The 13,809-nt window shown below is 62.7% G+C and carries 16 protein-coding genes; 10 read left to right on the top strand and 6 right to left on the bottom strand.

The genetic code is table 11. The features are described from left to right. Positions 1-44: 44 nt before the first annotated feature. The 4 genes from rnc to VGU25_10035 all read left to right on the top strand — a co-directional run bounded on the left by rnc (position 45) and on the right by VGU25_10035 (position 4,435). Positions 45-959, top strand: a complete 915-nt coding sequence (gene rnc / locus VGU25_10050) for a ribonuclease III (GenBank protein HEV2577541.1) — start codon at positions 45-47, stop codon at positions 957-959. Continuing rightward, entirely contained in the window at positions 956-1,744 is a 789-nt protein-coding gene (gene lepB / locus VGU25_10045; GenBank protein HEV2577540.1) for a signal peptidase I, read from the top strand. Before rnc ends, lepB (VGU25_10045) begins: the two co-directional genes overlap by 4 nt. Before the next feature lie 173 nt (positions 1,745-1,917). Then, positions 1,918-2,715 (top strand): signal peptidase I, encoded by a 798-nt coding sequence (gene lepB / locus VGU25_10040; protein ID HEV2577539.1) that lies wholly within the window; start codon positions 1,918-1,920, stop codon positions 2,713-2,715. Positions 2,716-2,767: 52 nt separating this feature from the next. Next, the gene (locus VGU25_10035) at positions 2,768-4,435 is read left to right on the top strand and encodes an AsmA family protein (protein ID HEV2577538.1); all 1,668 of its coding nucleotides are present in this window, start codon (positions 2,768-2,770) and stop codon (positions 4,433-4,435) included. 2 nt (positions 4,436-4,437) lie between these two features. On the opposite strand, the gene VGU25_10030 is transcribed toward VGU25_10035, so the two are convergent. Both VGU25_10030 and rlmB read right to left on the bottom strand, forming a co-directional pair. Continuing rightward, positions 4,438-6,504, bottom strand: a complete 2,067-nt coding sequence (locus VGU25_10030; protein ID HEV2577537.1) for a M1 family aminopeptidase — start codon at positions 6,502-6,504, stop codon at positions 4,438-4,440. 2 nt (positions 6,505-6,506) lie between these two features. Then, complete coding sequence (rlmB, locus tag VGU25_10025) at positions 6,507-7,325, bottom strand: 23S rRNA (guanosine(2251)-2'-O)-methyltransferase RlmB (GenBank protein ID HEV2577536.1); 819 nt, start codon at positions 7,323-7,325, stop codon at positions 6,507-6,509. A gap of 117 nt (positions 7,326-7,442) precedes the next feature. Here rlmB and VGU25_10020 point away from each other — a divergent pair, with 117 nt between their 5' ends. The 5 genes from VGU25_10020 to VGU25_10000 all read left to right on the top strand — a co-directional run bounded on the left by VGU25_10020 (position 7,443) and on the right by VGU25_10000 (position 10,479). Then, the gene (locus VGU25_10020; GenBank protein HEV2577535.1) at positions 7,443-8,165 is read left to right on the top strand and encodes a sigma-70 family RNA polymerase sigma factor; all 723 of its coding nucleotides are present in this window, start codon (positions 7,443-7,445) and stop codon (positions 8,163-8,165) included. Beyond that, the gene (locus VGU25_10015; GenBank protein HEV2577534.1) at positions 8,162-8,545 is read left to right on the top strand and encodes a hypothetical protein; all 384 of its coding nucleotides are present in this window, start codon (positions 8,162-8,164) and stop codon (positions 8,543-8,545) included. Before VGU25_10020 ends, VGU25_10015 begins: the two co-directional genes overlap by 4 nt. Next, positions 8,545-9,087 carry a zinc ribbon domain-containing protein gene (locus VGU25_10010; protein ID HEV2577533.1) on the top strand — a complete coding sequence of 181 codons (543 nt, stop codon included), beginning with the start codon at positions 8,545-8,547 and terminating at the stop codon, positions 9,085-9,087. Before VGU25_10015 ends, VGU25_10010 begins: the two co-directional genes overlap by 1 nt. Positions 9,088-9,178: 91 nt before the next feature. Beyond that, entirely contained in the window at positions 9,179-10,159 is a 981-nt protein-coding gene (locus tag VGU25_10005; protein HEV2577532.1) for a response regulator, read from the top strand. 2 nt (positions 10,160-10,161) lie between these two features. After that, positions 10,162-10,479, top strand: a complete 318-nt coding sequence (locus VGU25_10000; protein ID HEV2577531.1) for a hypothetical protein — start codon at positions 10,162-10,164, stop codon at positions 10,477-10,479. Positions 10,480-10,504: 25 nt separating this feature from the next. Here the strand turns inward: VGU25_10000 and VGU25_09995 are convergent, their stop codons facing one another. The 3 genes from VGU25_09995 to VGU25_09985 form a co-directional block, all read right to left on the bottom strand. Continuing rightward, positions 10,505-11,119, bottom strand: a complete 615-nt coding sequence (locus VGU25_09995; protein HEV2577530.1) for an outer membrane beta-barrel protein — start codon at positions 11,117-11,119, stop codon at positions 10,505-10,507. Between the two features lie 176 nt (positions 11,120-11,295). Further along, entirely contained in the window at positions 11,296-11,742 is a 447-nt protein-coding gene (locus tag VGU25_09990; protein ID HEV2577529.1) for a DUF3147 family protein, read from the bottom strand. Between the two features lies 1 nt (position 11,743). Next, positions 11,744-12,091: a DUF3147 family protein gene (locus VGU25_09985; protein HEV2577528.1), complete on the bottom strand. Its 348-nt coding sequence runs from the start codon at positions 12,089-12,091 to the stop codon at positions 11,744-11,746. Between the two features lie 259 nt (positions 12,092-12,350). On the opposite strand from VGU25_09985, the gene VGU25_09980 reads away from it, so the two are divergent. Beyond that, the gene (locus VGU25_09980) at positions 12,351-13,226 is read left to right on the top strand and encodes a YXWGXW repeat-containing protein (GenBank protein ID HEV2577527.1); all 876 of its coding nucleotides are present in this window, start codon (positions 12,351-12,353) and stop codon (positions 13,224-13,226) included. A 136-nt stretch (positions 13,227-13,362) separates the two neighbouring features. On the opposite strand, the gene atpC is transcribed toward VGU25_09980, so the two are convergent. After that, a complete protein-coding gene (atpC, locus tag VGU25_09975) occupies positions 13,363-13,806 on the bottom strand; it encodes an ATP synthase F1 subunit epsilon (protein HEV2577526.1) in 444 nt (147 codons plus the stop codon). Between the last annotated feature and the right edge of the window lie 3 nt (positions 13,807-13,809).

The raw sequence follows: 13,809 nt of genomic DNA, 5'->3' as shown, positions 1-13,809 counted from the left end.
GCAACATCCCCCGGGCCAGCCGCGTAAACTAGAGCAGCAGGTTTATGGGTACTCAGCGGAGCAAGTCGGTGCCATCGGGAACGACGGCGGCCCCTCCCAGCGCGGAGCGGCGCCCACGTGTGTCTGCGGGGGGCGGCAACACTTCGCGGTCCGCTCTCGAACAAAATCTGGGCTACAAGTTCGCGAAGCCCGGGCTGCTGAAGCTGGCCCTCACGCACCGGTCGCACCCCTATGAGGCCAGAACAGATCCAGCCGATATTGCAGCGCATGAGACGAAGAATGCCCCCGGAACGGACAATGAGCAGTTGGAGTTCGTGGGCGACGCTGTGCTGGGATTGGCGGTGACGGAGCTGTTGTACCAGCGCTTTCCTGACCGCAGCGAAGGCGAACTGACCCGCATGCGTGCCAGCCTGGTAAGCCGTCAGCGGATGGCGAAGCTGGGATGCGAGTTAGGACTGGATGAGCATCTGCTGGTAGGCCGGAGCGCGGAGCAGAATGGAGCTCGGCGGAAGCCGGCGCTGCTGGCCAACGCGGCAGAGGCCGTGCTGGCGGCGATCTACCTGGACGCGAACGCGGCAGGCAAGGAAGGATTCCGCGAGGTGCGGCGACTGGTTGAGCAGAAGCTGGTGAAGCCTGAACTGGCATCGATGGAGGCCGCGCTGAAGATGGACGGCGGCCGCGGCGCGCTGCGGGATGCCAAGACGCTGCTGCAGGAGCGTGTTCAGGCTTATGGCGCAGGACGTTTGCGCTATGTCGACACGGAGCAGACCGGACCGGCGCACCAGCGTTGCTTCAAGGTGGAAGCCCGCATCGAAGGACCAGGCGAAACGATTTCCGTGCTCGCCACGGCGGAAGGTGCGAGCAAGAAAGAGGCGCAGCAGAAGGCCGCGGAGCTGGCACTGAAGCACTGGAAGCAGCCCAAGGAGACCGAGGCAAAGAGAAGCGAGGACGCAGCATGACGCCGCTTTCCATACTCGCTGTGGATACAGCGCAGTTTGAGCGCCGGGAGCCGGTACGTGCAGCGCGCGCGATGTCTGCCGGCGTGATGCCGGGTTCGAAGGCACATCATGGCCTGCTGGCGACGCTGCGCTCGCTGTGCGAGTTCCTGGTGGTCGCGCTGTTTGCCATGACGTTTATTCTGCAGCCGTTCCGGATTCCGTCGGAGTCGATGGTGCCGACGCTGCGGGTGGGCGACTTCCTGATGGTCGACAAGCAGTCCTATGAGCCGGAGGGTGCGCTCTCGTGGATGCTGCCTTCGTCGAACATTCATCGCGGCGATCTGGTGGTGTTCCACTATCCCGTCGATCCCTCGATGCACCTGGTGAAGCGCGTCGTGGCGGTGCCGGGCGACCGTGTGCGGCTGAAACATGGACGCGTATGGATAAACGACCAGGCGGTCGACGAACCGTATGCGTTTTACTCGCCAGCCGCCGTGGACGACTTCCGCGACAATTTTCCGTCGGTGCGGACGGCTGATCCGAGCCTGGATCCGAACTGGTGGATGCGGTTACGGCGCAGCATTGTGGACGGTGAGATCACGGTTCCCAAGGGGCAGCTCTTCGTGCTGGGCGACAACCGCAACGACAGCGAGGACAGCCGGTACTGGGGCTTCGTGCCGGAGCGCGATGTAGTCGGCCGTCCATTTGTTGTTTACTTTTCGATCATCCCCACCGATGACGATAGTGCGCCGCCGACGCTGCGAGCGCGGCTGCGTACGGCGCTGAGCTTTCATGTGCTGCGCTAAAGGCTTTGATGTCCTGCGGTAACTTCCAAACACTCTCGTAACGAACTCCTCAGCAGGCAACGGGGTACACTGGCAGAACCACGTTGCGTGGCAGGAGAGCGACCATTTTGACAAGAGTTGCAGACAGTGCCGCTGAGACGCGTGCTGCGGCCGAGCGCAGCGAGGAGGCCGTGATCACCGCGAATTTGGCTGCCGGACGTCCAGCGGATGCCGAGATCAAGGAGACGCCGCTGGAGGCGCTTGCTTCGATCTGCTCGGTGCTGGTGGTTGGGCTCTTCATCATGGGGTTCATCTTTCAGAACTTCGTGATCCCTTCTGGGTCGATGGAGAAGACACTGCTGATTGGCGACCACGTGGTCGTGGACCGCATCACGATCGCTCCGCCGACCTCGTGGGCGCCATTTGTGCACTACCGGCCGGTGAAGCGCGGCGACATTATCGTCTTCCTGAAGCCGAACCCAGAGACGCCGGACCTGATCCTGGTGAAACGCGCCATCGGAGTTCCGGGCGACCATATTCATCTCCGCCACGGGGTGGTGTACGTCAACGGCGTTGCCCAGAACGAGCCGTATGCGAAGATGCCGAACGACAACGACGGCGATTTTGAAGATGCGTATCAGCCGTATCGTGACGACTTCCCTGCAATTGCACCGCCGCCGGATATCCAGGTGACGGACTTGTGGCGCGTGGACCTGCCGACGCACATCCAGGGTGACGATATCGTGGTGCCGCCGGACAGAATCTTCGCCATGGGCGACAACCGCACCGAAAGCCTCGACAGCCGCTTCTGGGGTTTTGTTCCAATGGAAAACATCATGGGACGACCGATGTTTGTTTACTGGTCGTTCCAGACTCCGGCCGACCAGGAGGACAAGACCAGCCTGGGCGACCGCATGAGCTTCATGTTGCATGTTGTGACGCACTTCTTCAGCGGAACGCGCTGGAGCCGCACCTTCCACGTCGTTCGATGAGCGTTGAATAGCCTGAGTGCCGTCGATACGGCGGCACGCGAACTTGCGTCCCATGATTGAACTCGAAGACAGCGACCGGATGGAATTCAACGAGCAGAGGATGGAGCACGCACGGCGCCGCCAGCGTGTGATGATGGCTACCGCGATGGTGCTGGTTCTGCTGCTGCTCGCGATTACACCTCCACTGCTGAACGTCGGACGGTATCAGCGGCGCATTGTGACGAGCATGAGCGAGAGCCTGGGGCGGCCGGTGCATCTCGACAAGGTGACACTGCACCTGCTGCCGATGCCTGGTTTCACTCTGCAGAATTTCGTCGTCAGCGAGGATCCCGCGTTCGGCAACGAGCCGACGATTCGCGCGAATGAAGTTGTCGCCACATTGCGAGTCAGCTCGCTGTGGCAAGAGCGCGTCGAGTTCTCCCGCGTGAAGTTCGTTGACCCGAGCGTGAATCTGGTGCGCAGTGCGGACGGGCGCTGGAACCTTGAAGGCGTGCTGCTCCGCGCGTCGCAGGTGAACACGGCGCCTACCGCACAACAGCGTGCCGGGCCGGCGCCACGCTTCCCTTACATCGAAGCCACGGGCGGGCGCATCAATCTCAAGCTCGGACAGGAGAAGATGCCGTTCTCCTTGACCGATGCGGACTTCGCGCTCTGGCTTCCTTCGCCACAGGAGTGGCACGTGCGGCTGGAGGGAAAGCCCTCGCGCACGGATGCGAATATCGGCGACCCGGGAACAGTGCGACTCGAGGGTTCGCTGCAGCGCGCAGCGCGCATGCAGGATGTTCCGGTGAATGTGCACGCGAGTTGGTACGATGCTCCACTCGGTGAAGCGAGCCGGCTGGTTTCGGGCAGCGATCGTGACTGGCGTGGCACGCTGCATTCCGACGTATGGCTGCAGGGACCGCTGGCGGCGGCGGCGCTGAAGATGAAGGTGACGCTGGTGGACCTGCGACGGGCGGATTTTGTGCCGGCGCATTCGCTGGATGAGTCGATAAGCTGCACGAGCAGCGCCGATGTGCCCGGGGCGCGCTTGTCGAACGTCGCCTGCGAGGTGCCCACTGCGGGACCGCAACCGATCGAGATCGCTGTGCCCGCTCTGGACCTCACGCAACCGCGGGCGCAAGCGACCGCGCAAGCGCAGAAGCTTCCACTGGAGTGGGTCTTCGGGTGGATGCGGCTTTTCTCTGCGCGTATTCCGGCTGAGCCGCGCGTACAGGGTACGGTCGACGCGGACCTCGTGCACCTTGCGCAAACGCCTCTCGCTGACTGGAACGGCACAGTCACATTGACCATGCCTGTTCAGCCGCGGCGCGCGAACGGGGAAATCGTTTCCGCCAAAGGCGAGACCGAAGTGCCATCGCAGAGTTTTGAGGCAACTGTCGGCTCCTCAGGTGACGGCTGGACGGCATTGCTGAAACCCACACCTTTGCGCCTCGGCCCGGGCGCCGACCTGACGCTGAGTGGCCAGGCTTCGCCGACGGGCTACAGCTTCATCGTTACCGGCGACGCGAGTGAGACGCAGTTGGCGAGCATCGCGCATGCGCTACCACAGCTCGCCGACAGTACAGATCTCGTGCCTGCGAACAGCTCGACTGCATCAGACACGATTCATCCCATCGCACTCTCGTGCACGCGGGTGCTGAGCGGTGGACAGGCGTGCAGCGCACCAGCGCCACCGCCGCACCGGCCTGCCCGGCGGAATGTACACCTGCGGCGTTAGCGCTATTCCTGATGAAGTGCGACCGTCCGGGTATGCGTGCTGGGGCCGGCCTCGGGCACGCTTCCATCGTTCAGCTCAACCTCGGTCGGCGGATTCTGCATGATGACGCGCTCGGTCGTATTCGAAAGCCCGGCGACGCGAATCCGCTTCGTCGTAGCGAACTCTCCCGAGCGAACGACCAGCGGGACCTCGGCTGCTGCCGCTCCTGCATTGTGGACCGTGACGGCGACAAGCCATCCCTTGTCATGACCGGCGCCCGCGGGAAGCTCGCGCGGCGTGACGTCGACGATGCTCAGCGAAGGCAGGCCGCGGTCGTGCAGCACCCAGTCATCGAAGAACCAGGCGAGATCTTTGCCGCTGGTCTTCTCGAGCAGCGCCTCAAACTTCTGCGCCTGCACTTCGGCGGAGTCCTGGCTGGGCGGTTGCGTGCGCCACGCGCTCAGCGCAAGTTGCAGCGGCTGCTCGCCGACGATGTCGCGCAGCATCCACCACACCGCGGCGGCTTTGCGGCGGAAGAAGAGCTCATCATAGGCGGCGATCAGTGGCTGGCCTACGGCGGCGCTCTGACTGGCTGAGGAACTGGCGGTACCGCTGGTGGCGTTTGCCCCGGAATCCGTGAGCGTGTCTGCTGTCGCGACCTGTTGCATCACTGCATCGAGCTGCTTCACCGCATCATCGCGCCCGTGCTCCCGCTCGATCCACAGGAGCGAGAAAAACTCAGCGAGCCCTTCATCCATCCAGGGCTGCCCTGTCTGTATCCACGCGTGCGCCAGGCTATGCGCGAGCAGCGGAGCAGAGGTAGACGCGGCAAGCGTTCCGACCGGAGCCAAGAGCAGCGGGCCATCTTCGAACGGTTGTCCGGAATGATCGATGATGGTGAGCGCGGTGAGAGGATGCGGCCCGAGCCACTGCTGGACTAACGGTGCCACGCGCTCTGCGGAGTCGGCGAGCAGCGGAAGAGCACGGTCGTCGGTGGTCTCAACGGCGAGCATCTGCGGTCCATTCGCGTTTGAGGTGCCGGAGCTTGACGAGGAGGACACGGGCGCAGGCAGCGGCGCGATGAAGGTCTCCGGCTGCGCGATGACGAAGAGACTCAGCGGCCGCACACCGATCGGCTCGACCCTGAATGTCGCGGTCGCGATCCCGCTGCCATAGGCGACAGGAGCATCCTGGTTGTCATGCAGCGCCGCCAACGGCTGACGACGACCGCAAAAGTATGCTGCCGTCGGCGCTTCGCCGGCGTACTCGACACTCAGGCGCAAGCTCACGGGCGTGTCCGCATGCTCCAGACGCTCGCGCCCAATCGCTGGCACGAGGCTTCCGTCCTGCAGAAAAAGCTGCGGAGCCGCAACGGGAAACCACAGCACATTGCCGAAGCCGCGCAGGGCTGTAGCGTCAGGTGTGATGGCGTCCCAATCCGTCTGGAGGGCCTGCGCGGAGGATGCGCCGAGCCGCTCCAGGCGCTCGCTGTTGGCCGCGATCGTGCCGGCGTAGAAGGTATCCATTACGACGGTCTCGCCGGGCGCGAGTGGCTTCGGGAGCGTGACGATCAACTCGCTGGCGCGGCCGGTGTGGTCGGCGTCGGTGTCGAGGAGGTGTTGTGCAATGGGCAGCGCAGTTCCCTGCACCGATATGTTCTGCCATGTCAGTGTCGACGAGATCTGCAGCGCGATTCGCGGCAGCGGACGATCGCTCACGTTCCGCACGGTCAGCTTCGCGCGGCCGGTGAGCCGCGAGTCCGCAGGCACGAGCCGGATGTCGAGGTCGTACCGGGTGATGCGAATCGCCGAGCGGTCCGCGTCGGTGAGCTGGGGTTCGGCGCTTGGCGGGGCCTGCGGCTCGTTCGCGGCGGGCTGTGGATGTGGCTCTGTTTGTGGCTGGCCGGCGCTGTCGGACGCGTCAGGGTGGCTTTGGTACAACACCTTGCCATGCGGCGCTGGTTCCGGCTGTTGTGCGGGAGCGGCGGGTGGCTGCTGCGGCGCCGGAGTGGAGCTCTGAGCAAAAAACGGCGACGGGAGAAGTGCCGCGCACACAAGAAATACAGCGCCAAACAGGCGTCGATAACTCAATTTCACGATCCCAAACCTTTGCGTGGCCTTTGTATTTTGGAGTCCAGCCGTTTGGACTCCGCCGCGGACGGAACAGCACCAGAGCGCCGCTGCCGCATCGCCTCGTACATCACGACCGCGCCGGCCACCGAGACATTGAGCGAGCTGACGCTGCCCGACATCGGGATGCGCAGCAGAAAGTCGCAGGTGCGTTTCACAAGGTCATGCAGCCCTGCACCCTCGCGGCCCAGGACGAGGCAGCAGTCCTGGCGGAGGTCGAAGTCGGTGTAGTCCGGCGTCCCGCGCTCGTCGAGGCCGACGATCCAGATGTTCTGCTTCTTCATCTGCTCGAGCGCGCGAGTCATATTCGTCACGCGCGCGATCCGCACATGCTCGGAGGCACCCGCCGAACTCTTTGCGACAACGGCACTCAGCGGAGCGGATCGCCGCTCGGGCAGGATGACTCCGGTAACCCCAGCGCCATCGGCCGACCGTAACAGTGCACCGAGATTGTGCGGGTCCTCAACGCCGTCCAGCGCCAGAAAGAACCTTCGCCCCGATCCATCCGCCGGTGCCTCCAGCAAGTCCTCCAGTTCCAACAGCCGGCGCTCGCGGATGAAAGCCACCACCCCCTGATGCATGTCTGTGCGCACATGCCGGGCCAGTTGCTCGCGCGGCTCTGTGTCCACGCGGACGCCCGCCGCCCGCGCCTGCTCGAGCAGCCGGGTCAGCCGGGGATCGCGGCGGCTTTCGCGCTCACGGGCAATCGAAATGTGGTCGACCGCCCCGGGACGGGCGCGCAGCGCCTCCTCGACCGGGTGCAGACCGTAGAGAACCTCCATCTCTCCAGTGTACGGAACCGCCGCAGAACCGCGGTCCCCTCTCACTGGCTGGGGCGGAAAACCGCCAAAATGGGCAAAAAGCGCTTTCTTCGGCTTGCCGGGCAGCGTATCCTAAGAATGTCGGGTAGTCGAATTCCCAGCGTCCTGCGAGACTTTTTGCGCCGGATTGGCGTCATTGAGAACGTGAAGACCCCTGCGATCCTTACCGCCGAAGCCGCGAGGCAGATTGAGCGTGAAAACGCTGCGATAGCCCGTGGATTGAAACGGCAGGACCCCGAACTGCTCGATCGGCTCATTGAGACCTATCAGCACCGGCTGATGCGCTATCTCATGTTCCTCACGAACAAACGCGAGGTCGCCGAGGATCTCTTCCAGGAGGTATGGATTCGCGTTCTCAGGCGCGGATCGCAGTACAACGGAAAGGCGCGCTTCGACACCTGGATCTTCACCATCGCGCGCAATCTCGTCATCGACCTTTCGCGGAAGCGCACCATGGCTTCACTCGATGAGCTGCGGGAGGGCGGCGAAGATGAGCGCCCGTTTGAGATTGCACAGGACGGGCCTTCCCCACTCGATCAGTTCGAGGGCCGCGAGGATGCCGCCGAGCTCGCCCAGGTGATGCTGACGCTCGAGCCGAGCTACCGCGAGGTATTGACGCTTCGTTTCCACGAAGAGCTTTCGCTCGAAGAGATTGCCTGCATCACGCGCGCCCCGTTGTCGACAGTAAAGTCGCGCCTGTATCGCGGGCTGGCCTCGCTCAAGCCCCGGCTTCTGCAGCTTCGCGGACAACGCCAGGGCGAAGATTCTCATCAGGTTCATCGTTCGGAGGTGCGTCGGTGAACGCTCAGCCCAACGATCGGCACGATGATGTTTCGCAGGAGATTTTGCGCGCTGCCCGCCTGCAGGGTGGGGCACGTGCCCAGGTGGTCAACCGTACGCATCGCGTGGTGCGTGAACAGGCCCTCGTCATGCGCGAGCTGCAATCGCGGCAGCGCAGCCTGTGGGCTCCCGTGCTTATCTGCTCCAGCATGTTGCTCGTCATCTGCTACGCCATCTGGGGCATGATGGACGGCTACGACATGACGCCGACGGGCATCCCGGATGCGAGCGACCAGATGATGGTTCTGCTGATGTGGTCGCTGCCCGTGACGGCCTTCGTGCTTGGTCTCGTCTGGATCAAGCGCGGCCGCAACCGTGCGAATCATGAGGTGACCCGGTAATGCCGCTGCCCTGGTCCACTTCGCCTCAAACAGACATCGCTTCAGCGGGTGACGATGAGCTGCGGATGATTCCGCGCTGGTCGATAGTTCTCGCGGTTGCCCTGTTCGTCGGCATGCAGTACATCTTCCACGGCGTGCTGCCGCACCACAAGCACGAAATGCTGCCGATGCGCGTGATGATGGGCTACACGTGGGGCGCGCTCGTGGCCAGCTACGCTCTTCTGCTCGGCTACGTGAGCCGTGACGTGAAGCGCCGCGGCATGTCGCCGGGCCTGTGGATGCTGGTCTGCGTCGTGCTCCCGGGCGGCATTGGCGCGGTCGTCTACTTCATGCTGCGGCAGCCGATCCTCTCGCGCTGCCCGAACTGCTCCACTTCGCTGACGGCAAGCTACAACTTCTGCCCGCAGTGCCAGTTCCAGCTCGCTCCAGTCTGCGGACGCTGCCATCGCGGCGTAAAGATCACGGACGTCTTCTGCACCCAATGCGGACATGATCTTGCACAGGATGGCGCGCCTTCGCGGCTGCGCGCCTATAGCGATTGATTCGCACAAGTGAATAGTGAATAGTGAGTAGTGAATAAGACCAGATGTTTTTGCTTTATTCGCTTTTCGCTTCTCACTGTTCACTGCCTTCATGTCCCTTACAGCTCTGATCATCGATGACGAACCGCTCGCACGCCAGGAGCTGCAGTACCTTCTTGACCGCGCCGGCGACGTGGATGTGCTTGCCCAGGGATCGAACGGCATTGAAGCTGTTGAACTCATCCGCACGCATAAGCCGGACGTGGTCTTCCTCGACGTGCGCATGCCGGGGCTCGACGGCTTCGCTGTGCTGAAGAAATTGCTGGCCCTCGATCGCAAAGCGCGCCTGCCGCAGGTTGTCTTCGCCACCGCCTTCGACCAGTACGCCGTAAAAGCCTTCGAGGTAAACGCGGTTGACTACCTGCTGAAGCCTTTCGACAGCAAACGGGTCATCAAGACTCTTGAAAAAGTCCGCGCACGCGCAGCCGGAGGCGGACGCGACGTCACGGTCGAGCCGTATGAAGCACAACCGGCGGAGCCATCCCATTCACCTGCAAAGTCTGGACATCACGCGACATCGCCTGCGACCGTCGTCCACCAGCGCGAGGAGCAGAGCGGAGCCCGCAATCGTTTGTGGGACGCAGCCGAGGCGAAGCTGGACGCTCTGCTGCGCATGGTGGAAGAACAGGCGGCAGCCATCGGCGGGCGCGTGTCGAATGCAACCGGATCAACGGACGATGCCAGCGAATCGCGCCGCTCGGGCAAAGTCGTCGTCAAGGCGCAGAGCCGCCTGCTGCTCGTCGACCAGCGCGACGTCTGCTTCGCTTCCATCGACGAAGGGCGGATCACGGTCGTCACTAAAACCATCGAAGGCGAATCCAACGTGCGCACGCTAGAGGAGCTGTTGGATCAACTCAACCCTGACACCTTCTGGCGCGCGCACCGTTCGTACGTCGTCAATATCGAGCATATCCGCGAGGTCGTGCCGTGGTTCAAGTCCAGCTATCAGCTGCGCATGGACGACCGCAAGAACACCGAGATCCCGGTGAGCCGTTCGCAAACGCGCCGCCTGCGCGAACTCTTCAATCTCTAGCCATGACCTCGGCATCAACGCACGATCGCGAGCGACAGATCATCCACTGGCTCGTGCGCAGCGTTGTCACACTGTTCGTTATCGCGCTGCTTATTTATCCCGGTGACTGGCTCGTGTGGGAAGTGCAAAAGCTCTTCGGCGGCGGGGTCGGCTCCGTTCAAGTCAGCCACGTCACCATCGCGGAGCTTAAGGCCAACAAGGAGGAGTACTACGCCGACGCGCCTGATGTCGCGCCGTGCAGCCGCTCACTCTTTCCGCAAGGTGGCTATAGCGCGTGCTGGTGGCTCCGCCGCCATCCGGAGGTCGTCGAGCGCTACTGATGTATTCGGCTACCGATGTATGCCACTAGGGAGCGGCCGCATATCCACGCCGGTTGAAGTTGAACCGGTAGCGCGCGCCAACCATCACCGCCTTCGACCAGAGCGATCCTGAAACCGTAGCCGGCGTGTCATACCGCTGGAACTGCGCATCAACAAGCGCGGACACATGCTCCGTGAGCCTGTACTCCGCTCCACCACCCGGCGAGTACACATCAGACGTGCTGCGGAGAATCAAATACTGGCGGTCCGGTGAAGGATAGCCGCCGTTCTCGTAATCAATCTCTCCGCGTCCCAGTAGAAAATCGCCGTACACGCGCAAGCTCGGCCGCAGTTGCCGCTCCACGCGAATGCCGCCAAGCGCGTTCTTCTGCCTGTCGATCTGGCCGCCGTCTATCGCATACGTGCCGCGTCCCTCCAGGAACGGACGAAAGCCATGGAACGAGCGAATCCCAACGTCGACGCCGGCCGTGATGCCGAGATTCCGGCCGCCGGAAAGCCCTGTATAGGTTCCGTTTAATCCACCAAACGATGAAATCTCAAACAGCTTATTCGCCGTCGGCTGCGCGGTTTGTGCGTGCGCACCCCCTGCGACGAGCGCAAGTGCGGCGGCCAGGTTCAATCCAAAATTTCTAAGACGCAAACCCTCTCCTTGTTTCCCTAGAGAATAAGACGGTCAAAGCCCGCGAAGGTGGTCAATTGACATATCGTAATCAGACCCATTCCCGAATCGGGCTAAATGGGCTTTGCCTCTACGATACTGACCAGCGTGCCATCCTGCGAATCACCGCGCGGCAGTTTGGCGAGCAGCTGCGCGTTCTATCTGAGCACGCGGAGCCGAACCCCGAAGATGCGTCTCCGCCGCAGCTCCCAGAGACCGATCGACACGACCATCCAGATCGCAAGCGCCCCGATCAGGATCAGCACAGGGTTATGCTGCGGAAGTAATATCCAGAGAACGACCGCAAATCCTGCAAGACCGACGCAGCCGAGTGCGGCGCCCCCTGCGTCAATGCTGGCTGCGATTCGGCCGCGATTGCTTCCATCATGGCCGATCTTTGCCATGCGCTTCTTTTCGTGGCTCTCAATCAGAGTTGCGGTTGCTGGAAAAATCGCCGGAAACGCGAGGAAGAGGCCACCGGCACCAGGGCCAAAATGTTTCGCAACCAGGCCGGCGAGAACGGTAGCCGCTCCGCCAAATGCAAAGCGCACGAGGTATTCGTGCGGCTTCGTTTCTTTCAGCGAGGATAGCTTCGCGTCGACCAAATCACTGCCTTCCGTTCAACAAAATCCACGTCCCAAGCGTCACGGCAAACCACACCGGGATAAGCACGATGCTTATAACGTTTGCACTGGCTCTATAGCGTCTGAGAACACAGCGGACGAGCACCGCATAGACAAGAAAGCCCGCGCAACCGAGCAGCATGGTCTTGACTTCCTGTGCAGCGTAGAGTTTTCCATCCTTGTGTATCGTCAGGGCGAGCGTTGCCAATGCCACTGAGGGCGCCGCGCTGAACAGCCCAGCGAAGCTCTTGGGATAAAGCACGTCTCCAAGGATCGCGAAGACGCTGACCACCACACCGCCAACCAGGAAACGAATTATGAGATCGCTCATCGCTTGCGTCGGCCTCACTCGGGCAGGAAGTTGTTCTCGAGTCAGCATTGGGAGTCACATGGCAGAATCCATGAACTACGGAAATCATTCGGCGGTGCCGCGCACTCATCAGTAACTGGTTCGCAGGCCTCTCCGCAACTTAGATGCTTCGACATGTGTCTAATCAAGCGAGTCCCGGCCCAGGCCGAAACTCACCGGTGACAAACCCGCAAACCCTCGTATATTGGACGGGAAGCGAGGCAACCACCAAGGATCGACCATGCAGATCAAGCGCACACTTCGCACCTTTTTCGCAGCAGCCGCACTAACGGGAGCAGCTCTCATCGCGGCGCCCACACCCCAGGCACACGCGGCGGTCTTCGTCTCCGTGGCCTTCGCTCCACCGGCCATTCCCGTCTACGAGCAGCCGCTCTGCCCCGGCGACGGCTACCTCTGGACGCCCGGCTACTGGGCCTGGGGTCCCGACGGCTACTACTGGGTCGATGGCGCCTGGGTTGAACCGCCCTACGTCGACGCGCTCTGGACACCTGGCTGGTGGGGATTTGGCGGCGGCCTCTACTACTGGCATCCCGGCTACTGGGGACGCACTGTCGGCTATTACGGCGGCATTAACTACGGCTTCGGGTATTTCGGAACCGGCTTCTACGGCGGCTACTGGAACGGCGGTCACTTCTTCTACAACCGCGCCTACGGCCACTTTGGCGCCGGATTCCACGGCAATGTTTATGAGCGCCGTGAAGCCAACTTCAACGGCCGTCCCGGCGGCGCTGCCTTCGCGGCCCATCCGCCCGCTCAGTTCGCTGCTGCCACGCATGGTGCAGAGGCCTTTCACGGCTCGGCCATCAACGGAACGCCACGCGGAACGGAGGCCTTTGCCAACCGCAACACGAACGGGTTCGCCAACCGTCAGCAGGGCTTCGCCGATCGCGGCGCAGTAAACAACTACAACCACGGCGGACAGAGCTTCGAGAATCGCGGCGCTCAGCCCGACGTCAACCGTGCACCCTCCGCCCCGGCCGGCAACTTCAACCGCGGCGGCAGCGCCCCTGCTCCTCACTACAGTGCACCGTCAGGCGGTGGTTCTCGGGGCGGCAGTGGCGGCGGCTCGCATGGGGGCGGCGGAGGACACCGCTAAAACCTTCAGTCACATTTCCACCGGGCTGGGCCTCGCGTCCCAGCCCGCTTACTTTTGCACAAAACTCGCGCCCGCAAAAAAGGCCTGGCCGAAGCCAGACCTCCTGAAGTTGAAAACTGAACACTGAAGGGCTCGCTCAGTGCGCTGCGGAAGCCTTACCCTGTGCCGCAGCAAGCTTCTCCTCGGCGACTCGCGCGGCGGCATTTGCCTCGTCGTATCTGGCCTGATCATCACCAGCCTGATTCCAAAGTTCCTGCGCGCGCTGCAGCTCACGCTGCGCCTCAGCTACGTCGATCTCCTCCGGATGCAAGGCTGTCTCGGCGAGAATGGTGACACGCTCCGGGAGCACCTCGACGAAGCCCCACGCAACGAAGAACACCTGCTCGCCCGCGCTTCCATCGTGCAACCGTACTTGGCCTGCACCCAGCTCCGCGAGCAGCGGAGCGGCTCCGTATAGCGCCTCCAGGTAGCCGGACATCGACGGCAGCTCTACCGCCGACGCCGTCGCGTCCAGCAGCACGCGGTCCGGCGTCACCAGCCGTACCTTCAGCAGCCCCGAATTGTTTCCGTTCTCTGCCATCGG

The organism is Acidobacteriaceae bacterium, from assembly GCA_035944135.1.
Taxonomy (GTDB): domain Bacteria; phylum Acidobacteriota; class Terriglobia; order Terriglobales; family Acidobacteriaceae; genus Granulicella.
The sequence above is the reverse complement of the archived record's forward strand: the minus strand, read 5'-3'. Positions and strand labels throughout refer to the sequence as shown.

What these genes read in the sequence shown, in the direction of transcription:
- rnc (HEV2577541.1), top strand. Translation starts at nt 45, where the DNA reads ATGGGTACTCAGCGGAGCAAGTCGGTGCCATCGGGAACGACGGCGGCC.
- lepB (HEV2577540.1), top strand. Translation starts at nt 956, where the DNA reads ATGACGCCGCTTTCCATACTCGCTGTGGATACAGCGCAGTTTGAGCGC.
- VGU25_10035 (HEV2577538.1), top strand. Translation starts at nt 2,768, where the DNA reads ATGATTGAACTCGAAGACAGCGACCGGATGGAATTCAACGAGCAGAGG.
- rlmB (HEV2577536.1), bottom strand. Translation starts at nt 7,325, where the DNA reads ATGGAGGTTCTCTACGGTCTGCACCCGGTCGAGGAGGCGCTGCGCGCC.
- VGU25_10020 (HEV2577535.1), top strand. Translation starts at nt 7,443, where the DNA reads ATGTCGGGTAGTCGAATTCCCAGCGTCCTGCGAGACTTTTTGCGCCGG.
- VGU25_10010 (HEV2577533.1), top strand. Translation starts at nt 8,545, where the DNA reads ATGCCGCTGCCCTGGTCCACTTCGCCTCAAACAGACATCGCTTCAGCG.
- VGU25_10005 (HEV2577532.1), top strand. Translation starts at nt 9,179, where the DNA reads ATGTCCCTTACAGCTCTGATCATCGATGACGAACCGCTCGCACGCCAG.
- VGU25_10000 (HEV2577531.1), top strand. Translation starts at nt 10,162, where the DNA reads ATGACCTCGGCATCAACGCACGATCGCGAGCGACAGATCATCCACTGG.
- VGU25_09985 (HEV2577528.1), bottom strand. Translation starts at nt 12,091, where the DNA reads ATGAGCGATCTCATAATTCGTTTCCTGGTTGGCGGTGTGGTGGTCAGC.
- VGU25_09980 (HEV2577527.1), top strand. Translation starts at nt 12,351, where the DNA reads ATGCAGATCAAGCGCACACTTCGCACCTTTTTCGCAGCAGCCGCACTA.
- atpC (HEV2577526.1), bottom strand. Translation starts at nt 13,806, where the DNA reads ATGGCAGAGAACGGAAACAATTCGGGGCTGCTGAAGGTACGGCTGGTG.